Annotated in this window: 23 protein-coding genes; 1 reads left to right on the top strand and 22 read right to left on the bottom strand. The window is 42.7% G+C overall.

Going from position 1 to position 24,134, the window contains the following annotated elements; all coding sequences use genetic code 11:
- Positions 1 to 529 precede the first annotated feature (529 nt).
- Both ACP8HI_RS08945 and ACP8HI_RS08940 read right to left on the bottom strand, forming a co-directional pair.
- Positions 530 to 3,331 carry a sugar-binding domain-containing protein gene (locus ACP8HI_RS08945; protein ID WP_438350748.1) on the bottom strand — a complete coding sequence of 934 codons (2,802 nt, stop codon included), beginning with the start codon at positions 3,329 to 3,331 and terminating at the stop codon, positions 530 to 532.
- 15 nt (positions 3,332 to 3,346) lie between these two features.
- Positions 3,347 to 3,556, bottom strand: coding sequence for a hypothetical protein (locus ACP8HI_RS08940; RefSeq protein WP_438350747.1), 210 nt, complete (start codon positions 3,554 to 3,556; stop codon positions 3,347 to 3,349).
- 591 nt (positions 3,557 to 4,147) lie between these two features.
- Here ACP8HI_RS08940 and ACP8HI_RS08935 point away from each other — a divergent pair.
- Positions 4,148 to 4,318, top strand: coding sequence for a hypothetical protein (locus ACP8HI_RS08935; protein ID WP_438350746.1), 171 nt, complete (start codon positions 4,148 to 4,150; stop codon positions 4,316 to 4,318).
- A 180-nt stretch (positions 4,319 to 4,498) separates the two neighbouring features.
- Here the strand turns inward: ACP8HI_RS08935 and ACP8HI_RS08930 are convergent, their stop codons facing one another.
- The 20 genes from ACP8HI_RS08930 to ACP8HI_RS08835 all read right to left on the bottom strand — a co-directional run bounded on the left by ACP8HI_RS08930 (position 4,499) and on the right by ACP8HI_RS08835 (position 24,082).
- Positions 4,499 to 4,795 carry a helix-turn-helix domain-containing protein gene (locus ACP8HI_RS08930; protein ID WP_438350745.1) on the bottom strand — a complete coding sequence of 99 codons (297 nt, stop codon included), beginning with the start codon at positions 4,793 to 4,795 and terminating at the stop codon, positions 4,499 to 4,501.
- Between the two features lie 173 nt (positions 4,796 to 4,968).
- Entirely contained in the window at positions 4,969 to 5,574 is a 606-nt protein-coding gene (locus tag ACP8HI_RS08925) for a pentapeptide repeat-containing protein (RefSeq protein ID WP_438350744.1), read from the bottom strand.
- Positions 5,575 to 5,909: 335 nt separating this feature from the next.
- Positions 5,910 to 6,497 carry a sugar O-acetyltransferase gene (locus ACP8HI_RS08920; protein WP_438351759.1) on the bottom strand — a complete coding sequence of 196 codons (588 nt, stop codon included), beginning with the start codon at positions 6,495 to 6,497 and terminating at the stop codon, positions 5,910 to 5,912.
- 259 nt (positions 6,498 to 6,756) lie between these two features.
- Positions 6,757 to 7,308: a CueP family metal-binding protein gene (locus ACP8HI_RS08915; RefSeq protein WP_438350743.1), complete on the bottom strand. Its 552-nt coding sequence runs from the start codon at positions 7,306 to 7,308 to the stop codon at positions 6,757 to 6,759.
- Between the two features lie 71 nt (positions 7,309 to 7,379).
- On the bottom strand, positions 7,380 to 9,773 hold the full coding sequence (locus ACP8HI_RS08910; protein WP_438350742.1) for a polyprenyl synthetase family protein: 2,394 nt from the start codon (positions 9,771 to 9,773) through the stop codon (positions 7,380 to 7,382).
- Between the two features lie 96 nt (positions 9,774 to 9,869).
- A complete protein-coding gene (locus tag ACP8HI_RS08905) occupies positions 9,870 to 10,832 on the bottom strand; it encodes an NAD(P)H-dependent flavin oxidoreductase (protein WP_438351758.1) in 963 nt (320 codons plus the stop codon).
- A 15-nt stretch (positions 10,833 to 10,847) separates the two neighbouring features.
- Positions 10,848 to 11,174, bottom strand: a complete 327-nt coding sequence (locus ACP8HI_RS08900; protein WP_438350741.1) for a CHY zinc finger protein — start codon at positions 11,172 to 11,174, stop codon at positions 10,848 to 10,850.
- Positions 11,175 to 11,978: an energy-coupling factor transporter transmembrane component T family protein gene (locus ACP8HI_RS08895; protein WP_438350740.1), complete on the bottom strand. Its 804-nt coding sequence runs from the start codon at positions 11,976 to 11,978 to the stop codon at positions 11,175 to 11,177.
- The gene (locus tag ACP8HI_RS08890; RefSeq protein ID WP_438350739.1) at positions 11,978 to 12,826 is read right to left on the bottom strand and encodes an ATP-binding cassette domain-containing protein; all 849 of its coding nucleotides are present in this window, start codon (positions 12,824 to 12,826) and stop codon (positions 11,978 to 11,980) included. Before ACP8HI_RS08890 ends, ACP8HI_RS08895 begins: the two co-directional genes overlap by 1 nt.
- Positions 12,811 to 13,611, bottom strand: a complete 801-nt coding sequence (locus tag ACP8HI_RS08885) for an energy-coupling factor transporter ATPase (protein WP_438350738.1) — start codon at positions 13,609 to 13,611, stop codon at positions 12,811 to 12,813. Before ACP8HI_RS08885 ends, ACP8HI_RS08890 begins: the two co-directional genes overlap by 16 nt.
- Positions 13,612 to 14,436 (bottom strand): SDR family NAD(P)-dependent oxidoreductase, encoded by an 825-nt coding sequence (locus ACP8HI_RS08880; RefSeq protein ID WP_438350737.1) that lies wholly within the window; start codon positions 14,434 to 14,436, stop codon positions 13,612 to 13,614. It lies immediately after the preceding gene.
- The gene (locus tag ACP8HI_RS08875) at positions 14,436 to 14,774 is read right to left on the bottom strand and encodes a MaoC family dehydratase (RefSeq protein WP_438350736.1); all 339 of its coding nucleotides are present in this window, start codon (positions 14,772 to 14,774) and stop codon (positions 14,436 to 14,438) included. Before ACP8HI_RS08875 ends, ACP8HI_RS08880 begins: the two co-directional genes overlap by 1 nt.
- Positions 14,771 to 15,151 (bottom strand): FAS1-like dehydratase domain-containing protein, encoded by a 381-nt coding sequence (locus tag ACP8HI_RS08870; protein ID WP_438350735.1) that lies wholly within the window; start codon positions 15,149 to 15,151, stop codon positions 14,771 to 14,773. The genes ACP8HI_RS08875 and ACP8HI_RS08870 overlap by 4 nt, the downstream gene beginning before the upstream one ends.
- Positions 15,148 to 16,299: a thiolase family protein gene (locus ACP8HI_RS08865; protein WP_438350734.1), complete on the bottom strand. Its 1,152-nt coding sequence runs from the start codon at positions 16,297 to 16,299 to the stop codon at positions 15,148 to 15,150. Before ACP8HI_RS08865 ends, ACP8HI_RS08870 begins: the two co-directional genes overlap by 4 nt.
- Complete coding sequence (locus ACP8HI_RS08860) at positions 16,296 to 17,777, bottom strand: AMP-binding protein (RefSeq protein ID WP_438350733.1); 1,482 nt, start codon at positions 17,775 to 17,777, stop codon at positions 16,296 to 16,298. Before ACP8HI_RS08860 ends, ACP8HI_RS08865 begins: the two co-directional genes overlap by 4 nt.
- A gap of 30 nt (positions 17,778 to 17,807) precedes the next feature.
- Complete coding sequence (locus ACP8HI_RS08855; RefSeq protein WP_438350732.1) at positions 17,808 to 18,362, bottom strand: biotin transporter BioY; 555 nt, start codon at positions 18,360 to 18,362, stop codon at positions 17,808 to 17,810.
- A gap of 260 nt (positions 18,363 to 18,622) precedes the next feature.
- Positions 18,623 to 19,174 carry a GNAT family N-acetyltransferase gene (locus tag ACP8HI_RS08850; protein ID WP_438350731.1) on the bottom strand — a complete coding sequence of 184 codons (552 nt, stop codon included), beginning with the start codon at positions 19,172 to 19,174 and terminating at the stop codon, positions 18,623 to 18,625.
- 325 nt (positions 19,175 to 19,499) lie between these two features.
- Positions 19,500 to 21,788, bottom strand: coding sequence for a 5-methyltetrahydropteroyltriglutamate--homocysteine S-methyltransferase (metE, locus tag ACP8HI_RS08845; RefSeq protein WP_438350730.1), 2,289 nt, complete (start codon positions 21,786 to 21,788; stop codon positions 19,500 to 19,502).
- Positions 21,789 to 22,592: 804 nt separating this feature from the next.
- Positions 22,593 to 23,228 carry a homoserine/threonine efflux transporter gene (locus tag ACP8HI_RS08840; protein WP_438350729.1) on the bottom strand — a complete coding sequence of 212 codons (636 nt, stop codon included), beginning with the start codon at positions 23,226 to 23,228 and terminating at the stop codon, positions 22,593 to 22,595.
- A 35-nt stretch (positions 23,229 to 23,263) separates the two neighbouring features.
- Positions 23,264 to 24,082, bottom strand: coding sequence for an AraC family ligand binding domain-containing protein (locus ACP8HI_RS08835; RefSeq protein WP_438350728.1), 819 nt, complete (start codon positions 24,080 to 24,082; stop codon positions 23,264 to 23,266).
- Between the last annotated feature and the right edge of the window lie 52 nt (positions 24,083 to 24,134).

The raw sequence follows: 24,134 nt of genomic DNA, 5'->3' as shown, positions 1-24,134 counted from the left end.
GATAATAGTTTTCAATGATAATCACTATCGCCATGTTGATAATGATTATCATTATTAATGATATTAGCTATCTTATATTCCATTTCCCGGAAAGTCAAATTAAAATTAAAATGAGGAGGATATTTTAGCAAGATGCGCTGGGCTAGAGGCTCACCTAGAGAACGTAGTGGCTTGTATCTTGTATGGCGAAATAGAGCGTAAACCGAAGCAAGAAATCCGTACAACTTCTACAACTACATAAGGGGTGTTGGCGCTCCACGAATGACTCAGCATCTGGAAGTGCGCACATGTTACAGTGGAAAGAGCAGAATATGAAAACAGGAAGCCGGTAAACGGCCTCCTGTAAAATTAAACCTATGATTTTAGAAAGTTTCCTCAATGATGCCCTTGTGAACAGGTCGGTGTGTAGCACCGAGCACCTGCGACAGCATTCATTCATCTTCTCTCGCATGTCTAAAATTCCGATCGTTCAAAATAACTGAACTCTCGCTAATGATTTTCTCTTATACTGGTGGCCTGCAGCATTGGATTATTGGATAATCTGAAGAAGCTCTGCTGTGCTCGCTTCGTACTGGGGCTTGAATTCCTTGGATACCATATAACCGGCCAAGCTGGACAGGAACTGCCTGCCTTCCGGCGTTTCGCTTGCTTTGCCGGCGTCCAAGGCGCAAATCAGCAGTTTGCCTGCGCCTACGCGGCATTCAAACAGGAGACCCAGCTTGTGGTTGCGCTCAAAGTTGTCGATCGTCTGCACAATAGGGCTCCATTCCCGGTCGGTTCCGTCCATGATGAGCGACTTCGAATGCTGAACGATACTCCACCAGGGGTAGGTGGAATATTCTTCGCACGGGAAGTCACGGAACACAGGATGGCTGTTGTCGATCAGAAGCCCCATTGTGCCGACGGGTACCGCCCGGTTCATACTCTCGGAAATGGACCTAAACATCGGGTAGCACCAGAAATCCGTACAATAAAAACCTTCGACAGCGTTGTGAAGAGACTCCGGTTTCGGCATAAGTAGCACATTTCCACCTTGCTCCAGCAGCGCAATCGCCTCATCTGAAAGCTCTTCAAATATGCGGATCCCGTCAAGCCCGTCGCCGCTCTTCTCCGGATAAATCCATAGGTTGTAGGTCTTGCGGATATCTGTCCCCGCGATCCGAAGGTTGAGTACGCCTTTGGTCATTCGCCCGACCGCAGGAAGATCAATGATCAGGTGGCAGATATCGATGTAATTCGCCCCTACCGGGACTTCCGCTTCAGCTGATCCGTCCGCCAGCGTTCCACCGTCTGCGGTCAACTCCCAGTGCAGCACAAGGTTATCGGGGGTCCCACTCCGGAACCAGCTCAGCTCGATGCTGGCACTGAAGCGTTCCCCGGAGACATAGTTATATTTCGGAAATCTTGCCATAAGGACGGCATCGCTACAGAAAGTGCGCCATTCCTCCGGCGTTATCAATCCCTTGGAATCCATAAAGGCATCTAGGATGCCGACTAGCGCTGTTCCTTGCCCGCTGAAATCCTGCAGATCCAGCAGTTGGAAGCCGGCAAGTCTCCGAGAGCGGAAGGCGGCCTCCAGTTCCTCTTTGTAGCAGGCTACAGCCAGCTGTCCCGAGCACTCGAAGTATTTGGCAGCTAGGTGGCCCAGCCCTTTACTTTCCAGCCGCTCCCGGAAGATCTTAAAGTTCTCAGCCTTGAGCGGGCCTTTGTATTTTTCAATTTCATCATAATTTGGATAGGTCGCGTATTGCCCAATCTCATGTGAGACAACAGGAATCCGCGGAATCCATTCACCAGAAGCGTCGCTGAGCTGTACGGTCTTGGCTTCAGTGCCGTACTGTATCTGGATCGTGCCTTCAATCTCCGCGACCTCTCCGTTCCGCAGATACGGAGGAACGATCTGGTCGTCATAATCCTTCATCGTGCCCGGCAGATCGGTCTGTATATGACCGAGAGGAGCATCACACATCGCATATGAGCCCCTGAACAGACGGTCCCTGGAAAAGCGTACCCCGCAGAAAAAATCGTCATGCTCCAGAATAGCTGGAACAAACTGATGGTTATTGGAGCCCTGTGTATACAGATGCCTGTCATCGAATCCCTTATAATCTTTCAGAATGGAATCGATCTTGGTTCTACTGCCCCATAGCTCGTTGCCGAGCGACATCATCACGAAGGATGGGTGATTTCCGAATGCTTGCAGAATGGAATATCCCTCGCTTACCAGATAGTCTTGTTCCGCTTGGTTATGGCCCTCGTCGGTCTCTTCCGTAATCGTTCCCCAGAAAGGCAGTTCCGGCTCCATGTAGATACCGAGCATGTCCGCAGCGGTAAAGGCAGCTTCCGGCGGGCAGCAGGTGTGGAAACGGTAATGATTGATGCCGTAGGACTTGGAAACCCCAAGAATTCGCAGCCACTCCTCTACGTCAGTCGGGGCATAACCTGTCAACGGAAAAATAAGGCCGTCATGTTTGCCCCGGAGAAAAGTCTTCTCCCCGTTGATCGTAAATTTGTCCCCGTCCGCCTTGAATTCTCGCAAGCCGAAGAACAGCTCGTGCCGGTCTGCTATTCCGCCTTCTCCATCTATCAGGACGATGTTAATGTTATAGAGATTGGGTGCGGCGTCGCTCCAAAGCAGCGCTTCCGGATCCAACTTGTAGTCGATAGTAAACTCCCCTGATGAGATTGCGAACTCCCGCTCGGCCACCGAATGTGCTGTCAGGCTGTTAATGCTTGAGGCCGAAATTGCCACCGTTCCTTCAGCCGTTCCTTCTAGGTTTGCTGTGATTCGGACCGACCGGGCGGACAGATCCGGATCGAGTCGGATTCCGCTCAAATACGACTCGCCGTAAAACTGAAGCTCGATGCGGCCGGTGATACCGTTCCAGTTGGTCTGAGTATCCGACGAAGTTAAATGTCCGCCTTTGGTCGGATAATCGGTATTGTTGACCAAGACGGTGATCGTCTGACTGCCTGCCCGAAGCTGACCGGTCAATTCGTAAATATGGGGGGTGTTCAAGCTGTTACGGCTGCCAATCTCTTGGCCGTCCAGCCAGACTGTCGTCAGCCGGGTTCGTTCCAGATATAGAAAACATACCTTTCCAGCGAGCTCGTCCGGAATGACTACCTCCTTCGAATACCAGGCCTGCCCTTCGAACATGTATTCATCCGTCAGGGCGCCGACTAAAATATTCTCATTCTTCGGTCCCTTGCGGGAGTGCGAAGTCGTGCCCGGCAATATAATGACATCTGAAAAAGGCAGCTGCCTTCCCTGTTTACCCTCATCCAATTGCAATTTCCATTCGCCTTCTAGGCTGATCTTTGTCTGCAAAAATATCTCTCCTAATCATGGTAATCTCTGAAATCCTACTAGTTCCTCTACTGCTCTTTTAGGATAATGTAGCTCGGCACTGTGAATCCAACCTTCGTTGAGATCTTTAACGAAACGTTCCAGCAGCACATCGTGACTCCCGGTTACCTTCTCCCTGATCATAGCAGTTTCCTGCTCAATCCGGTCTTTTTTTTCAGTGGCCTCCCGGAACAGGGCCAGCTTCACTTCCAGCTCTTCCGTCTCGATTAGCTCAAACGGTCATTGGAGGTAGTATTATGAGGGCTTGGCCCTAAAAGCCTTACGTTTTCCCGGCTACCGCTATTTTTAAAGCTCTAAGAAAAAAGATCAACCAGAAATCTCTGGCTGACCTAATAATACGGAAAGCCACAAAAGCCGCCTCTTCAGTTTTTGTGGATTCCAATACTGTTTATTTATGGAATCTGCATTCCCTACTTATGTAGTCTTTTGTCCATCCTAATTTTCTAGAAGGATCTACTGCTACTGCATACGTTTTTCTCCATGGTAATCCTGCCACAAATCCATGCTTTACATCCGTAACAATCTTGGATACTCCTGGTGTTGAAATCACTTTAATAGCCGATACGACTCCCACCAAACTCTATCCATATTCCATGAAAGATCTTAAATGCCTAATGTAATTCAGTGGAATATGTATAGAGTGGCGACGTTAGAGCGACGAATAATGCTTCGCGCATGAAGGTAGTGAAGGTAAGGCTAGAATAGATGCAAAAAGTACATTTAATTAGCTGGAAAAGTAGGGGAAGAGAGAATTAGTTGTACAAAGGACAGTTAAAAATGGCGATAACGCTGATAAGTAGAATTTCCAGTAATTTAGATGTACTCCATGCAACTAAAGTTAGCTTCAGAGGGAATGGGTTGAATTTAGATGTACTTATTGCACCTAATGGTGAATGCTGGAGGCAGAAGGTGATTATTGCTGTTGGTGTTGCAGCTTATACCTGCTAGCGATACAATGTATCACTGGCATCGGAAACGTAAACTTCTTCACTATATGAACCCTTTCACCAAGTACGCCGAAAGGCTTTTTCTAAAGCGCTATATTATTTTCTGACAATTATCTCTTGAGATGTAGACGAATTCATATTCTTAACGCGAAGATTTGAATTTGTTACATTGCGGGTTTTATTAACTGCAATTCTTCTTGTACTCCTGAACCGATACCCCCATCACCTTTTTAAAACAATTACTGAAATAATAAGGATCCTTTATCCCGACCTTTTCAGCAATCTGATAGGCATTCAAGTCGGTCTCCTTCAGCAGATTCACCGCTTTTTCCATTCTGCACTTAAGTAGATAATCCGTAAAGCTGATAATTGTGTCCTGCTTGAAAATTCGGCTGAAGTAACTCGAATTCATGTGAAATTTATTTGATACGTATGACAACGATATAAAGAACCACTGGTACAGTGATCCTTGTTTCATTAGATATGATTCTGATATCACAGACCTGTCCTTTTCTCTAACTCTTCAGGTGTCAGTTCACCATTAGCTACTCCCAAGTTTTCTTCTAAATACCGTCTCTTTGTGTTTGAGCTATCGTTCCTAAAGGTCAATTTTGCCTACAATAATATTTATAGTAGGCATAGAATTTTTCATTAATCTACCTTGGCTCCATGAGATAGAGAAAACAATACCGTTTGCTCTCTATCCATTCTCATACCTGAAATGGTGAATGTTTTAAAATCTACTCCTTCCATTTTAGCCCCTCTTACATCAGTGCCCTGTAACTTTGCTTTTGCCAATGATGCCATTGTCAGATCAGAATCTCTTAAATCGGCTTTTTCTAAATTGGTTCCTGATAAATCTGCTTCATAAAATTTAATCCCACGTAAGTCCTGCTTAACTAATCTGGTATGTCTTAAATTTGTATATGACCAATCGCCTTGAAAAATTGTGATCCCATCCATATTTGAGCCAGAAAAGTCCGAACCCGTCATTTTGCATATCTCAAATTTCGAAACAAAAAGATTAGCTCCGTTAAAGTTGCAATTCACAAATGCGGATTCTTTATGAATGGAGCCATTGAGCAATGCTCCGCGAAAATCACACTCAATGAAACGGCAGTTGTCGGTGGTAATCTCCTCTAGTGATCCGTTAGAAAATGAGCAACGATTAAATGTACAACTAATTAGATCGCTGTACCTTAAATCTTGTGTGCCAAAGTTTACTTCTGAAAAATTCTGATTACTATGCTGAAACATTAGTTGCCTCCTAGGTATGGTTAGTAAGTTATTATTTTGAAGAGAATCTAGCAACTACTTTCCTACTCTATCCTCGCGAAATCACTTTTTTAATATACCACACGGGTGTCAAGTGCCTGCATGGTCTCGACAAAAAGTCAATCTCTATATTTTAATTAATCCTTTTCTTTTTCATCCAAGTCTACCTCTGTTTGATGTGCTGTAACCTAAAAAACAGATAACGTGTTGACATCCATCCCTCTTAAACTTTTTTATACGTTACAATTCAATACGAGACCTATTGTGTAACATAATTATAAAAAGCGACCCTATGGGCCGCTTTCTCTTATCTTGAATTATTCTCGAGCATACTTATCTCTATCTGATTCCGTAATTTCCCGGAGTACTCTACAGGGATTACCTACTGCAATAACACCAGAAGGAATATCTTTGGTAACAACACTTCCTGCCCCAATAACGGCATCATTTCCAATCGTAATACCTGGAAGAATCGATACACCCCCTCCAATCCATACATTGTTTCCTATAGTTATTGGGTAAGCAATTTCCAATCCTTTATTCCTTTGCTCTCTATCAAGTGGGTGACCGGCAGTATAAAATCCACAATTAGGTGCAATAAAAACATTATCTCCAAACGTTATTTTTGCAGCATCAAGCATGACACTATTATGGTTGCAGTAAAAATTCTCTCCAATTTCAATATTATATCCTTGATCACATACAAACGGCTGTTCAATAAGAAAGTTACTCTTGGTTTTACCAAGTAGCTCTTTTAGGATCTCGTTCCGTTCAACAATTTGGCTAGGACGAAGATGGTTATAATCGAAACATAATTCTTTTGCCCGCATTCGTTCTGCTAAAAGCTCTTTGTCATGATTATTATCATAAAGTAACCCTTTTCTAGCTTTTTCTTTTTCAGTCAATTTCATGGGCTCAAATCTCCTTGATTGTCTATAATTTCACAAACTCTGGGCTATCATTCTATACGACCATAATTATCAAGTTTGTAATGTATGAGTGACTTTTTAGTATATCACTGTGCACCGGAAATATGAACGCTGAGCAATACCTGGCTGTTCCTCAAATTTTCCGAAATATGCGGCCTAAAGCCAGCAAATTCTTTACTTTTTGGTGACCCGCGATCTGGATATAATGTTATTTCAGTCAAAAAAAAGCGCTCACTTAAGCGCTTTTGTCCTCAATCAATTGCATTGTTGTAATGCAAGTATTGTCGTCTTTGAACGTGGAAATCTCGGATTCTGCTGTCTTCCCATCGTGCTCGACCGTTATGCGGTACGTTTTATCACGGGGTAGCCATAAATCGATAAATCCGTTAGATTGGGATTTCATTGTTTGATCCAATATCATGTTGCCTTCCATATCGGCGATGTATACGTCGAACTCTTCTTCTACCATTTCTCCTTGACAGCCCGTCAAGCTGTGGATTGCACAAGGATGGGTTTCCTTAACATACGGTGCGATGGAAATAAAAAACTCATTTTCAGGTAAGTTATAGGTTAACTCCTTGATGTTGCCCTCAGTCACGATAAGTTGCTGCGATGTAATTGAAGCGGATAGGTTTTTTATGTTGCTAGCACTGTATTCATGCACCAATTGTTTAATGTCTTGCGTATCCGTTTCGTTAGACGCTTTCCTGTCGACGCCTCCAGCAAACATATACGCCCCTAGCGCAATGACTACCAATCCAGTAGCCACCAATACTTTCTTTCTCAATTTCTACTCATCCCCTTGTATCTTCCATTTTCATTAGTATAACTATTATAGCTAATCTAGCACAAGTCTAGTTAACTCTCTCGACTAACCATATAATTCAACAAATGTTTCAGAAACGCGATATTTCGGGGCATCTCTTGCAATACTTCCATAGCAAGGCAGTAGTGCTCCCACATTTCTTTCTTGGCACCCTCCTGCCCTAGAATGGATACAAAAGTCGAGTTATTGTTCTCAACATCTTTGCCAGCGGGCTTACCCAGTGTAAGCAGGTCCCCTTCCATATCAAGCAAATCATCTTTAATCTGAAAGGCAATACCTGCATGATAGGCGAATTTCTTCAAAGCCGTGATTTCCGGCGCCTTAACCTCAGCGAGAATAGCAGGCATAATCAGAGAAGCTTCAAATGCAATTCCCGTTTTATAAAAGCACATCATATTCAATTGTTCTAGTGTTAGTGCTTTTCCTTTCGATTGCAAATCCATCTCTTGTCCCATACACATCTCTGCTGTCTTGTCGGCTGAATATTGCATTAAGGCAAGCACGCTTTGGGCATTGAAATGATCAAGTGACGCTTGTTCTTTAATGGCCTTCTGCATTAGAAACAACCCGGTTAATTCTGCAGTGGCTATATTATACACCTGATGTAGGGTTGGGCGCCCTCTACGGGTAGAAGCATTATCCTGGGATGGCAGATCATCGAAGATCAAGGAAGCGGTATGCATATATTCCAATGATCTCAGAAGTGGGGCGATTTCCGAAGGCTGTAATCCATATTCGTTCACACCCATGACCCAGGTCAATATAGGTCGGAGACGCTTCCCATCCCCTTCCAGACTGTAATTCGCAGCATTAGTAAGCGGTTCTTTCATCGGTGAGATCCCATTATCTTTAGGGATCTGCAACATGCTGTTTATCTGCTGGCGGACCGTTTTGATCGTATCGTAAAAGTCTTCTTTTTCTTTACGGTTGTTTTGTAGAGTGATAACCATCTGATCCCGAAGCAATTTATCGAAGAAATCCACATCATCCACTTTTCGAACCATATATTGGACGAGATGATTAAATTCTGGATTTCCAGAAGCAAAGATGTTCATAATTTCATTATACTTTTCAGTACCTAAGCGTTGTTTACAACGTTTAAGTCCATTAATTGCACGTTCCAGTATGACCTCACGGGTCTTGGCATCTGAATGATGCACGTTATGGATCAAATGGGAGATGACCGTCCAGTATAATTCAAAAGGGTTTATTAGATCAGGACGACGATCATGGTATTGCAAATAATAGGTATAAGGTGTTACCACGCCATCTTTCATATCATCAAACATATCCGCGAAATCATCAGCCAACTGATTGTAGATGCCATAATAGAAAGTTCGCTGATCAATATCCTCATCTACAGGAGCACTAATGACGGAACGGACGATCAAGCGGGATGATGATGATTTTAAAATGATGGGGATATACAACTCTTCATTAGAGTAATCCGCATGAGACATATCCTTATTACGGTCCATTTCCTGAGAATGAAAGAACACATAGGACTGCTCGAAGAATGCACTCTGTGTATCGGATCGTTGATGGTTATTAATATATTCAAAGGCTTCCCCTAACTCTGCATGTATATATTGAATCAATTCCATGTTGCTTCCATCCCACTTACCTAATTCCGGCACAGATCCCGTCAGAAGCGCGACACGTATCATATGGGAATATTGTTCTTTCTCTTGTGCGGTCAAGACTTGTGAATCCAGAAGATCGTCAATGAATGGATAGGACAGACCATAGGAATAGCCAAGCCTAATGGCTTCACCAAGTCTTTGAGCACGCTCGGGAGGCGTGATGTTAGCGTCCATCTCTTCAACTACGTGTAACATAACCCCAATAATGATCTTGATCAGCTTACGCTGGGCATGCTCGGCATTCATTTCCTTCGGTATATTGGAGGATACGGTTCTGAGTTTGTTAATGACCCAGATCATGTCAGTTTCTATGCCTTCCTTCTGAGCCATCCGATACAACGCGGCCAGACTCATAACATCCAGTGTATTCCCCTCATTTGTTACTGTGGAATGTATCAAGTGACTTTTGATATCGGCAACTACACGCTGAATCCTGCTCTGTGTATCAGGTGAATCGAGTGCTTTTCCCAGATCCCTCATGTACATATAGGAAACGCTTCGATCCAAGTAATTATCTAATCTTCCTGTATAATTCAGCCACCTTATATATCTATGATAATCCGTAGAATCCGGTTTTCTCTTTCCCTTCGAAAAAATGGATAGCCATGAATGTTGATGAATATGGCTCTTTTTCCACAATTGGATATCTTCAGTCAAAGTAGACACATTAGTCTTTTCTCTGACCTGCTCATACAGTGTTGCAAAATACTGAGCTGCCTTCTGCTCAGCTAGTCGGTACACTGTATCGGCAAGGTCTATCATTTCCTCATTCATACGATACATTACCTCAACTTCTTCTTTTAGTTATTCTCCGTATCATGTTCATATCTTATACGGGAAAGAATCAGTTTGGTTACGAAATCGTTATGAGGGTACTATTTATAAAGCTCCCCATTTTCCGCGGATCATCTCTGCCTCTTTGACCATTCTGTCGATCAAATCGGCGACTGTTGGGATATCATGGATCATGCCGGTCACTTGCCCTGCCCAACCGAAACCTTCTTCTTTAATGTCATCGTGAATCCAACGCTTATTGGCTTCACCACTAATATAACCTTGTAACGCCTCATAGGTTGGTGATACGCGTTCAATTTCGAGAATTTGTTCGATGTAGTCACTTCGCAATACCCTGGCAGGAGAATGGATTGAACGTTTGATCACAGCTGTGTCACACTCAGAACTCTCAATCAAAGCTCTTTTATAAGAAGCAGAGGCGTCGACACATTCCTCCGTGGCGATAAAACGCGTACCCATTTCGATGCCCTCCGCTCCAAGTGCATGGGCAGCCATCCATCCACGGCCATCCCCAATACCACCTGAGGCAACGACGGGAATTTTAACAGCATCGACCACCTGAGGTACAAGCACCATGGTTCCCACATCATCACGTCCTAAGTGTCCACCACCCTCTTGCCCAACTACAATAACAGCAGATGCACCGAGTTGTTCAGCTTTTTGCGCTTGTCTGCGTGAGGAAACGAGCACCAAGGTTTTTATATCCGTGGGCCGCAACATCTCTAGAATTTCCGTAGGATTTCCGCCAGTAATGGTCACAACAGGTACTTGCTCATCGATTGCGATCTGGACCCGATCCTTATAATCAACACCGTGCATGCCAATGGCAAAATTGATACCAAACGGCTTGTTTGATAGGGTACGTGCACGCTGAATTTCTTGGCGCAGGGCATCCGCATTTGAGAGACTCATAGCTGTGATTTGTCCAAGTCCACCTGCATTTGAAACAGCTGCAGCGAGATCTGCATAGGCTAAATAGGCAAGTCCCCCTTGAATAATAGGAACCTTTATTTGCAATAATTCAGTGATACGTGTATTCCACTTCATCATCATCACCTCCTGTTATTCTTCATTAGCAGCATGTTCAAAATAAATAGGATAATGTAAGGCGCATCTCTCATTAAAGCTAGCCCGGCAATGTGGGCAGCTAGCTGTATGCATATACTGTTGAATCGTCAACTCCGTGTGACAACTTCCGCAGAGGATGGCCAATTCGTCAAATTGCTCTTGCGGCCAACGCTCGATGCTGTGATCTGCGTGCTCCTCATGGCATTTGTAGCAAGGATAGTAGCGATTGCAGCATTTAAACTTCATAGCGATAATATCCTTTTCAGTATGATAATGAACACATCGTGTTTCATTGTCCACAACAGCCCCATAAATATCCACCTAAACTCCCCCAATCCTTAATACTAGCAGGGTCACCGTCATTAGAATGACGATTCCCCCTACTTGAGCATCGATTTGCTGAAATTTCAATTGTCTATAGGTAGTTCTCCCTTTACCATCACCATAAGCACGCGCATCAATCGCGTAAGTCAACTGCTCGGCACGCTGAATGATCGTGAAGAGTAAAGGAATGAGAATAGGAATATAAGCGAAAATACGTTTTGGTAACGTTAAAGCCGTAATATCATAACCTCTAGCCTTTTGTGCCAGGAGAATACGATCAAGCTCCTGTAGGATGGTCGGAATAAATCGAATCGCAATGACGATCATTAATGAAAACTGCTCCACTGGCACATGTAATTTGGATAACGGTGCTAATAACTTTTCTAGACCATGGGCTAAGGTTAGCGGTTTTGTAGTTAACGTTAAAATAGAAGCAAGCAAGATGAGTAAAACAATACGCCAGACGTAACGTATCCCGTTCTGCAACCCATCTACTGTCACCTCAATGAATGACCAGGACCAAATGACATTTCCTTTCGTGAATAAGGCATGATATACAAAGGTAAACATCAAAATAAACAAGACAGGCTTCAACCCTCTACCAAATACGTGAAATGGGATTTTGGATAGCAACAAAATGCCAATAACGAAGATGGTTGCGACTGCGTAGCTGATGAACGAATCTAGCATTAGGAAGCTCAATATGATGATAATAATGCTTACAATCTTTATCCGTGGATCTAGACGGTGAAATAAGGAATAGGTCTCCAAATACTGTCCTATTAATACGGTATTAGACATTAGTAGCTCCTTGTGTGCCATATTGGCCACACTTTTTCGAATATATCCTGCTCTCTGCAGCTTGCGACTTCAATTTTCTGACCGGATAATTCCTCCACTAAATGTAAGAGTTGCACCGGTTCTGGCAGTGATAATCCGAGTTTTGCAAGCAATTGCGTCTGTTCCAGAAATAAAGTACTGGTATCAAAATGCCCCATTAGCTGTCCTGCGTGAAGTACCATGACTTCATCCGAGTATTCGGCAACATCATTCATTTGGTGTGATACGAAGAGAATGGTGCGTTTTTCTTGTTGTTGCCATTCTTTTAGTAACCGCAACAAAGCGACACGGCTTACTGGGTCAAGACCTGCTGTGGGTTCGTCCAAAATAAGTAGCTTCGGATCCATCATCAATACTGAGGCGATCGCTACGCGGCGTTTCTGACCCCCGCTTAATTGGAACGGAACCAATGGAAGAATCTCCTCCGACAAACCTACTTGCGGTAAAATGGTTTCTATAGCTTTCGTTATCTGCTGAGGTGAATAACCGTGCAGCTTCGGGGCAAAGGCAAGCTCCTTGTAAACGCTCGTTTCAAATAATTGATGCTCCGGATATTGAAATACGTAGCCTATGCCAGGAACGACCTTTAGTTGTCCTTTGGTATCTCTTTGAATGGGCTGCTGATCAATCGAATAGTCTCCATCGACGGTAGGAATCAGCCCCTTCAGCACTTTGATGAATGTAGACTTGCCAGCACCCGTTTGTCCAATGACGGAAATCCATTTGCCTTCTTGGATTGTGCAACTGACATGCTGCAAAGCCACTCGATTGGCATAGTTGACGCTCACATTGTTTAGTTGATAGACCATTGTAAGCGAATCATCTCCTTCCAATCTGCCGTAAATGGCGTTGATTGATGGAACAGTTTATTTAATCGTACCGCAAAGGGCGGTTCTAATTGATAGTCCGCGACGGGCACGGTTTCAAAAAAGGTTAAAGGATCGCCATCAAATTCCAATCGGCCTTGATGTATGAGTAAAATACGATCTACAGATAGCACTTCCTCCATATGATGGGTGATATGAACCATGGTCATGCCTTGGGAGTGTAGCGCATGCATAATCGAAATCACTTGCTCCCTTCCCTGTGGATCAAGCATGGAGGTAGCTTCGTCAAAAATAATGATCTGAGGGCGCATGGCCACAATCGCCGCAATCGCTACACGTTGCTTCTGCCCGCCGGATAGCTGGTGTGGCATCGATTCTAAGTAATCCTCCATCTGAACAGCTTGTATTGCATGGTCCAATCGGCTTCGTATTTCCTCCCTTGGTACGCGAATATTTTCCAATCCGAATACTACCTCATCCATAACCGTTGTGGTGATGAATTGGTCCTCTGGATTTTGGAATACAAAGCCTATTTGCTCATGGATCTTATCTAGATCTTCAGGTCTTGACGTGTCTAGACTCTTAAATGTCACTTGACCTTCCTTAGGAAGCAGTAATCCATCCATTAACTTGGCAATCGTAGACTTGCCGCATCCATTGGCTCCGACAATCGCCACAAACTCACCTGTTTCAATCGTAAAGCTCATATTCTCTATGACCGGCTGCCCCTTTTTATAATAAAAATGAACGTGATCGAATGTAAGCATTTATGTACTTCCCTTCTGAGACTGCCATGTTGTGAAAAATGCCTCTACGCTATTTTCGGAAAAGGCAGGTGCAGGCTTGTGCCACTTCGTCACCTTTGAACCGTTTACACCAAATATTTCACCCGTTAAATCTGCATCCGATTGTGCCAGTAATGCGACCACGAAGCGAGCAACATCATCTGCTTCACCCACCTTCCAGAAATCTGGAAACGGCTCATTCCGGCTGGCGTACTTTTCCTTGATGTGCTCGATGACAGGTCTAGTCATATCCGTTAAGGCAGCTGGTGAAATGGCATTCACTCGAATACGATTGCGCTTAAGTTCGGCTGCGAGCGTCCATACGATACCGAGTATTCCAGCTTTGGCCGCGCTGTAATTCACCTGACCCATAGAACCCATCAATCCAGCAGTAGAGGTCATTAAAAGAATGTCACCGCCATTCTCAATCATATGAGTTAGTACTCGCTGAATGCTATAAAAGGCACCATTCAAATGAACATCTACCACAGATTTCCACTCTTCATCCGTCATACGTAAACAGGATTGGTCATGCAAATTTCCAGCATTATGGATCAATACATCAATACGGCCATATTTAGCTATGACTGCATCCACCATGGCACTAACCTCGAGCGAATCTGCGACATTCGCACAGTACCCGATCGCCTCACCGCTTGTTCGATGAATCTCTTGCACCACTTCGTTGATTAACACAATCTTCGTACCATTGACAACCACTTGATAACCGGATTGTCCAAGATGAAGGGCGATGCTGCGCCCAATACCCCTAGTCGCTCCTGTAATTACAGCTACTTTATTCATCATTACCTCTCTTTCACTGAAAAAGTGCCCGAAGCAATTACGTCGCCAGATTCAACTGCAACGTTCACATGGATATGGTCGTCACAGACCTCAAAGTCGAAGTTCGCAACAGTATCTACTAAAAGTGGCTTTTGAAATTTCATATGATATGTTGTGATCCATTGCGATGGGTGCTTGGTTAAATACAATGATTGTGCCAACCCCATGATATACATGCCATGCGCGACAGGTCGCTTATATCCAGCTTTTACGGCAGCTTCAACATTCAGATGAATGGCAGCCGTATCTTTAGATGCAATCGCATATTGCTGGATAGCATCAGCTGTAATTTGTTTCTTCATACTTCATCACCTACTGAGATTAATACGGTTTCCGCTGTGACGATGAGAGCGCCGTCGCACGTACATTCAAGGGTATGGGTATAAAAGGTCAGTCGCCCTTGTCTACCTTCCTTTTTCTCTACATTCGTTAAACATAATTCACAATCTAAGTTCATGCCTGCAGTAATCGGGGTCTTGTATGAGAATTGCTGCGAACCGTGAATCAAAGGGGCCTCTATGTGCAACCAAGGAATATCGAATGCTTGCCAGAAAATAATAGGCATTGTCGCAGGTGCGATGAGATCACCATGTATCGTTTGCAAAGGAGCTTCGATACTTGCAGCATAGTCCGTAATCCATTCAGTGGTTATATGAAGCCGATGTTGGACTCTGTTCATTCGATAGCCTCCACTAGGGTAGCTAGACCTATCCCACCACCAATACCTAGTGTAGCAAGACCCCTTTGGTATGGTTTACGCAGCATTTCTGCACATAAGCGTGTCATTAAGATAGCTCCTGACGCACCGTAAGGATGACCAATGGCTAGTGCTCCACCTCCACGATTGACCTTTTCCTGTGGAATCTGAAGCTCCTTCAGTGAAGCCAATACTTGCGAGGCAAACGCCTCATTAAACTCTACTAAATCTAAATCAGCAACCGTAAGCTGCTGACGGTTTAGCACTTTTTGAACAGCTGAAACAGGGCCAATCCCTAAATAATTCGGATCTACACCTACTGCTTGAGCATCCACCACGCGCAAAATAGGCTTTAAATTAAGCTCATGGCATTTTTCGCGGGACATGATGAGTACAAGCGCCGCACCGTCATTGAGAGGACAGGCATTACCAGCTGTTACCGTACCCTGTTCCAGAAAGATTGGTGACAGTTGTTGCAACTTTTCTAGGCTCGTATTGGATCTTGGACATTCATCAGTGGTAACCCACTCACCATTTACTTGAATAGGGACAATCTCTTGCAGAAACCGACCAGTTTGCTGCGAATGAATGGCTTTTTGATGGCTATTTAAGGAGTAACGGTCCTGTTCTTCCCTAGAAATCGCATATTGTTTGGCAACATTCTCCGCAGCAATACCCATATCTGGGTCGCCGTAGGAGCTTGGAGTGAAGTGAGCACGCGTGTATAGCTGCGGTACACCCATGAGTGTTTGTGGCTTGGCCATTTTCCATGGTGCACGGCTCGTGCTTTCAACACCACCTGCTAAATAAACCTCACCCGCTCCACTCTGAATTAAACGTACTGCTATATTGATAGCTTCTAACCCCGAACCGCACTGTCGATCTACGGTGACACCTGGGACCGTGACTGGAAGTCCTGCTTCTAGAGCAGCAACCCGTGCTATATTACCACCCGGTCCTACTACATTGCCAATGATGACATCATCGATTACATCTTTTGGTAATTTCGTTTCTGCTACTATGTGCTGAATAAGCGGTGCTAATAATAACTCCGGCTCAAGAGCGCTTAATATGCCGCCCATCTTGCCAATTGGCGTACGTTTAGCCATGACAATTACAGCCTCTGTCATATCATCACTCTTTTCGTATAGTCCTTCATCGCTTGACGAGCCATTTTCCCGCTACTTGTATAAATGAACTGATCTACAGTGATGAGCTGTTTGGGGGCTTTGTAGCTCGCTAAATGCTGGCGACAGTAATTCTTTATTTCCTCTATAGATAAGCGTTGTTGTCCGCTCCACTTTACGAGTGCCGTCACCTGTTCACCCCAGTAGTCATCTGGCACGCCAAGTACCATCACTTCTTGAATTGCTGGAATCTGCTGTAAGACAGACTCTACTTCCTCAGGAAAAACATTAAGGCCACCGGATACGATCATATTTTTGGAGCGACCGGCCATATATAAGTAGCCATCCTGATCCATATACACAAGGTCTCCAATGATGAGCCATCCGTCTCGAAAGACTTCTGCCGTTTCTTCAGGTAACTGATAATAGCCTTTAAAGATCATGTTACTTCGAATGTAAAGCTGCCCAATACTCCCAAAGGGTACCTCTTGAAAATCTTCATCCCTAATAGATATCTCTACGCCCGAAAAGGGCTTTCCTACCGAATTGGGCTTGTTTTCGGCATAAATGTCCAAATAACTGATATAGCTTGCTTCAGATGAACCGTAAAATTCATATAACTTCGTCCTGCCAAATACTTCCCTGCACCTATTCTTAGACGTCTCTGACCACTTCCCACCTGAGCTAATCAACGCTTGGATTTGCGTCTGATCTGGGATGGCCTGCTGCAATATTGATTCAATCATCGTTGGCACGAGAAAGAGAATGACATCGGGAATCTGTTTACACAACTGTAGAACCTTCCTGGCATTAAATTCTTTTACAATATGAAAGGTTGCACCACTATATAGGCTCTGCATGATAGCGAATAACGACAAGGAGTGAACGAATGGACCTGGGGCCAACATATGTTCCATGTTGTTCAGTTGGAAAGCTTCACTCGTCGCCTCAAAGCTATTCATCCATGACAAATGTGTGCGCATATACCCCTTAGGCATTCCTGTTGTGCCTGAAGTGAAACCGATAAATAATAATTCATTGGTGTCATCCATTTCAGCTTCTGGCTTTAAAGAATCTAACCAGTTGTCATAGGAGCCGATCCCTTCCGCTGAAAAGGTTAGAAGTTGGATTTTTCTGTTCTGTAAGATTAGATTCTTTTCGAACGCAGTCTCTGTAAACATCATCTTCGGCTGACACTGCTGTACAATGGCGTTCACTTCGCTAGTACTCCATTTTGGATCCACAGGAATGGGCACACACCCTGCATAGATGGCTCCGAGAAAAACCTCCACAAATTCGATACGATTCGTAGATAAAATGGCAACCTTGTCGTGGTTGAGACCATTCTGCTTAAAACCTTGAGCAATTTTCTTCATCGTTTGTACCAATGTCAAATAAGTACGGCTCTCATGACCGTCGGATAAAGCGATTTTGTCTGGTTGCTGCATTGCATAGTGTAGTAATGGTTCTACTAGATTCATTGCTCATCACACCTATTCCAATTTCATTAACTATGAGTTCTGCACATTTTCTTCAATCGGACTTACTGCTTTTAATTGTATCGCAATCAAGGCTGCAATAACGGCTTTAATACAATCTCCAGGTAAAAATGCGGTAGCACTCACAAGTCCTGCCCACACAGATGTATGTGTAATGATAGCCATGATTGGCGCACCGATTAAACTAACAAGTACAACACCACCAACAACATTAATGACGATAACTTTCCATGTTTTTAATGTGGACCACACCTTTTCTGTCATATATCCGATACAGAATACGGCCACTGGCCAGCTTAGAATGTATCCAGCAGACGGTCCTACTAATACAGAAAGACCTCCACGTCCCCCAGATAATAAAGGTAAACCTAAAGCGACTAATACGATAAATAAAATCAAGCTAAGCGTACCCGTTTTCTTGCCTAAAAAGCATCCTGCTAGCATGACCCCAAGTGTTTGTACGGTGATGGGTACAGGGATAAAACCTAGTGGAATGGGTGGAATCATGCCTAATACCCCTATTAATGCAGCGAATAAAGCAGCAAATACCATCTCTTTTGTTTTCATTTTGCGACCTCCGTTGTTATGATTGAAATTTGAATTCCTACTAGAGTCGACATCTATGTATTAGCTAAATCATAACTGGATATCACACTATTGTAAACCTAAATTTTAATACAGGTTAACAATAGGCATTACTTTAGGTGCCATGAATATTTGCTCTTGTCTTTTGGTTTGGATAAGAGCTTATATCCTTAATGCAAAAAAAGCCGCAATTTATGCAGCTCTTTCATTTTCTCCGGCCTTTAGCAAACATTCATTTAAAGCTACATTAATATTTTTCGGTTTAATATATTTTCTAACAAGGACCAAGCTTCATAACAGCTTGGTCCAGTGATGAAAGGCTCAAACCCATAGTTTAAATACATATTGATAGCTTGATAACTTGTAGTTTGAGATGTAAGATAGGCTTTTGAATGACGATCGGCCAAAATATTCATAGCTGCACTAAGTAAAGGTTTTGAAAGTTTCTTCCCTTGATATTCAGGAGCAACACCTACCCAATGTATTCTACCTGATATTTCTCCATCGCCATTTAAGCCGCCATACCATCCTGTTGTTGTTCCGATCACTTCTCCATTTTTATTCTCAATGAAAATACACCGCGTGGACATCTCATCAATATAGGGTCCAAATTCTTTATTGAAGTGTTCTAGCGCAGCTTCCTCGTTTTTAAATTCATCTACACTTGCTTCAACCTTAGCCCAATGATGTTCGTCACCTTTTTCAAATAACCTAATTCGAAATCCAGTTGGAAGCGAATACTCAGGAATATCCAACAAATCTTTTCTTACCATTTTAACTGAAATCCTTTTCATTAAAATCATCTCCTTGTTGATCATCAAAAACGGTAATATTTTCTATTTCATTTCTGAATAGCATTCACAGCTCTAACATTTGGTTCAATACTATCCCAACGATTGGTACGAAGCGGGGCTTAAGTAGCTGCTCAGCAAAGGGCTATTCCCCCGTAGATACCAAGGGAATAGCCCTGTAAAGAGGTCTTGCAAACTAACTAACTTACTTCTCGTTAATGGGAATTAATCATATTTTATTAACAAAAGGCGATCTCTTCCCTCTATTCTACAGGGAGAGATCGCCATATTCCATTAAAGGTATACAATCGCATACCCCATATACTAATTATACTTTCAGGGAATGCTTCGCACGTGCAATCTCTGTCGCTTCAACCATGTTGCGTAAGGAATCGACCGTTTCCTCAAATCCACGTGTTTTCAGTCCGCAGTCTGGATTGATCCAGAAAAGCTCCGGATCCAGCACACGTAAGGCACGTTCGATCATACTTGTCATTTCCTCCACTCGCGGAATACGCGGACTATGGATATCATATACACCTAGACCAATACCTAGTTTATACGTATTCAACTCGAAGCTATGAATCAACTCACCATGACTACGAGAAGTTTCAATTGAGATGACATCAGCATCCATCGCTTCAATCGAATCAATCATGTCATGGAACTCACAATAACACATATGCGTGTGAATTTGAGTTGTATCTTGAACCGTACATGTTGTCATGCGGAACGCTTTGACAGCCCATGCTAAGTAGTTCGCTTGCTCCTCTTCCTTCAGTGGCAGCCCTTCACGAACCGCAGGCTCATCCACTTGAATCATTCCGATACCGGCATTCTCTAACGCTTCTACTTCTTGTCTAAGTGCATAGGCCAATTGGTAGGCGATTTGTTCACGGCTAATATCATCACGAACGAAAGACCAGTTCATGATCGTAATAGGCCCAGTAAGCATTCCCTTAACAGGGCGATCTGTCTTCGACTGAGCATACTTCGTTTCTTCCACAGTCATTGCCTTCTCAAATGCTACATCACCAAAAATAATAGGTGGTTTCACACAACGAGAACCGTAAGATTGTACCCATCCGAACTGTGTGAATGCGAAGCCGGCAAGCTTCTCACCGAAGAATTCAACCATATCTGTACGTTCAAATTCACCATGGACAAGAACATCCAATCCGATCTCTTCCTGCAGCTTGATCCAAATATCGATCTGATCTTGGATAAAACCAACATACTTCTCGTTATTCCATTCACCCTTACGCCATGATTGACGGGCTTTACGTACTTCAGCCGATTGCGGGAAGCTTCCGATCGTCGTTGTTGGGAACAATGGTAATTGCCATTTCTTCTGCTGTGCAACATGACGCTCTGCAAAAGGAAGATGACGTTCAGGATGCTTCGAGCTAATCGTAGCAACCGCGCTCTGAATATCATTACGATTACGCTCGCCGGATTGTTTAAGTGCCTGTAGGTCAAGTTCACATTGTGCCAATTCGTCTGCAATATTAGCTTTACCTGAAGTCACTGCTTTCGCTAGAAGAACAAGTTCATCTAACTTCTCATCAGCGAATGCGAGGGCACCTTTAAGCTCAGTTGATAGCTTCTTCTCACTAGCCACCGTAACAGGAACATGAAGTAGGCTACATGATGACTGTACGATAAGTTGGTCAGCTGTTACGAGTCCAGATAGTTGTTCCAATAATGTTAATTTCTCTTGAAGTGACGCTTTCCAAATACTACGGCCATCGATCACGCCCGCTCCTAGAATCTTGTCTGCTGGGAAGCCAAATTCCTTAATGGATGACAAGTTACCTGACAATCCATGTACGAAATCAAGACCCAATCCTTGGATTGGCAACTGGATGATATCATTATAGTTCTCTACTGATTCGAAATAAGTTTGCAACATGATGTTCAAGTTAGGCACAGACTTGGCAATAGTCTCATAGATTGTCTTCAATCTTTGAAGATCCTCTGCGCTTAATTTCTGAACAAGAATCGGCTCATCTATTTGTACCCATTGCACCCCTTCATTCGCAAGTTCCTGAAGTATTTGCACATACAGTGGTAGCAAACGATCTAGCCATACATCTGTTTCTGCTACATTATATCCTTTGGATAGTTTCAAGAATGTTAATGGTCCTACGATAACTGGTTTTCCTTCGATTCCGAGCTTTTCCTTAGCTTCACGATAAGCTATAAGAGGTTTATTCTCCGTAAGTACTGGTGTAGCATCATCCAACTCAGGAACGATATAATGGTAATTCGTGTTGAACCACTTCGTCATCTCACTTGCTGTCGCTTCCTTCGTTCCACGGGCGATACCATAATATACAGACAATGGAACAACACCACCAGCATAAGGAAAACGCTTCGGAACAATCCCGAACATAGTAGCTGTATCCAGAATATGGTCATAATAACTAAAATCATTTACTGCAATGATGTCAATGCCCTTCTCCTGTTGTTTACGTAAATGATTCAAACGAATCTCTTGTAATTTACTATGAAACTCTGTTTCTTCAATTTTGCCAGACCAGAATGCTTCTAGCGCTTTCTTCCATTCACGATCTGCACCAATACGCGGATATCCCAATACACTACTCTTTACCATTCTATATCTCTCCTATGCAAATTACTTGTTAATAGAAAGATACCATGTATTAGCTGGTATAGTGTAACCGTATTAAACTATATCTAGTTATAGCTTTTAGCTATATCAGCATTTTTGTTGAAATATCACACCAAGCTAAGACTAGTCTTGAAGCTTATTTATAGTAACGATCTCTAATCAGAAAAAAAGCTGCTCGGATTAATCGAGACCACTGAAAAAGTCCACACATTGGTGCAGGATACTGCTACGATAACGTCTTCGCTGGAATACCTCTGCGGGTGTATTTATCCTTGAACATTTGACAGGGCAAAAGAATAGAGAGATACTGTTCGCCGGTCAAGCCGTTTACCGCAATAGATGAAATACCTGTCATGACAACAATACAGCTGTGACGTTTCGTTGGTGATCGTGCTCTTGTTTCGCTTTTAATAGAAAGATCGATACATATAGAAGCGCCAGAATAAAAACGATGAGGATGATACTTTTTTGAGAAACTAAGGTGTCTTTGTTGTTTTTTAGCATTGAAGTACTGAGGTACTATAAACGATAAATATAAGTAGAATCAATGTTATTAATATACAACGAAAGAAATCCTTGAGGCAGGACTAACGAGAAACTATGATGCAATAAACGTTTACGGACACAACGATCTCGATATCGAATTATTTATTGATGCTGCAGGCGCACCTGTTCTATTTGATCAAGTTATGAACAAACTTAAGCCTCATGCAAGAATTTCTATTAAACTCTCCCATTTTTTTCTTTCCCCATTCAAACCATTAAACCTATTAATATTTAATGTGATTAAACTAATGTTTTCACTCCAAACCCTATTAACATTACGCCAGTAGATTTTTGAAAGACTTTTTGAAATTTAGGTTTTTTCAGCCATTGTTTCACATGATCTAATAGATACACCACGATCAAAAACCATCCCACGGCTATTACAGTTAGGATTAATCCTAATACAATCAACTGTTGATTTGTATTTCCATTAAGATCAATAAATTGAGGCATGAACGTAATGTAGACTAAGATGGTCTTAGGGTTAAGAATATTACTGAGTACTCCTTGTAGATAGGATTCCTTACAATGGTTGTCCGATGCCTTTTCATTAGAGCCCTGACTATCTTCTGCTTGAACATCCTCTAACGAAAGTGTGCTTTTACTAAAAAATGCCCTTATACCTAAGTAGAACAAGTAGGCAGCTCCCAAATACTTGATTGTATTGAATAGCATTACCGACTGGCTAATAACTACTGACAAACCGAGAACGACAATAAAAGTCCAGAAAGTAAGACCTGTCGCCATCCCAAGAATCGTATAACGTCCAGCTTTTGCTCCATGCATAAGCGTGTTTTTCATAATAAGAACCGTATCTGTACCAGGTAGCATAGACATCATAAGGGCCATCAGCATAAATGCAATTAAGTTATTCATTCTATTCCTCCTCATAAATATCTATCGGCTATCGATTAAGTATTGAGGTAAATTCTCATATATTGTTTTGGTGTTAACCCAATCTGTCTTTTAAAGAATTTAGTCAAATGACTTTGATCGCTAAATCCAGTTAAAAAAGACACTTCAATGGGTTTAACACCTTGTTCCAAAAGCCTTTTTGCATGATTGACTCGAATAGTTTCCAAGTAACTGTATGGAGAGAGTCCCTTTTGTTTCGTGAAAGATCTTAGTAAGTGATACTTGCTCCATCCTGTAAGGACACTTAAATCATTAAGCGTAATCGTTTTTATGTAATTTTCTTCTAAATAGCTACACACTGTTGTGATTTCAAGAGGGGATTCTGATGCTGGTGGAAGAATTGTAAGGTCAGAATGTGTCAGAATGAGTTCTTCCATAAAGTATAAGAATAACTCTTCTTTCTTGAACCCACTTTCATCTTGCGAAATCATTAAATGTAGTTCTTTTAAATTGGCAATAAGATCGCTTTGGTATACAACGCTTGGTTTGAAGCATGGGATGTTGTTGTTACCATTAATCTCTAAAACAAGCTTTTTCATGACCTCTGATGAAACATTGATGCATCGATAATCTAGTGTTTTGCCGTCTATCTGCTCGCAACTGTGAGTATCATAAGGGTTGAACAAAAGTAAATCCCCAGGATTAATAATGTATTCTTCACCTTTGCAGACTAAATAACGCTGGCCTTCTTCAATAAATCCAATCACATAATATTCATGGAAGTGAGCAGGAAACTTTTGCATGATTCCTTTAAATCGATATGCTTCTATATTTAAATCAGAATCCAGATAAATCGTTCGAATTTCATTTAGCATATAGCAATCCTCCTAATCTTGATGATTATTATAGAGTAACTTTTATTAATAA

This window comes from Paenibacillus sp. FA6 (genome assembly GCF_051550225.1).
In the GTDB taxonomy this organism is placed as follows: Bacteria; Bacillota; Bacilli; order Paenibacillales; family Paenibacillaceae; genus Paenibacillus_AQ.
This window is presented reverse-complemented; position numbering and strand designations above follow the sequence as displayed.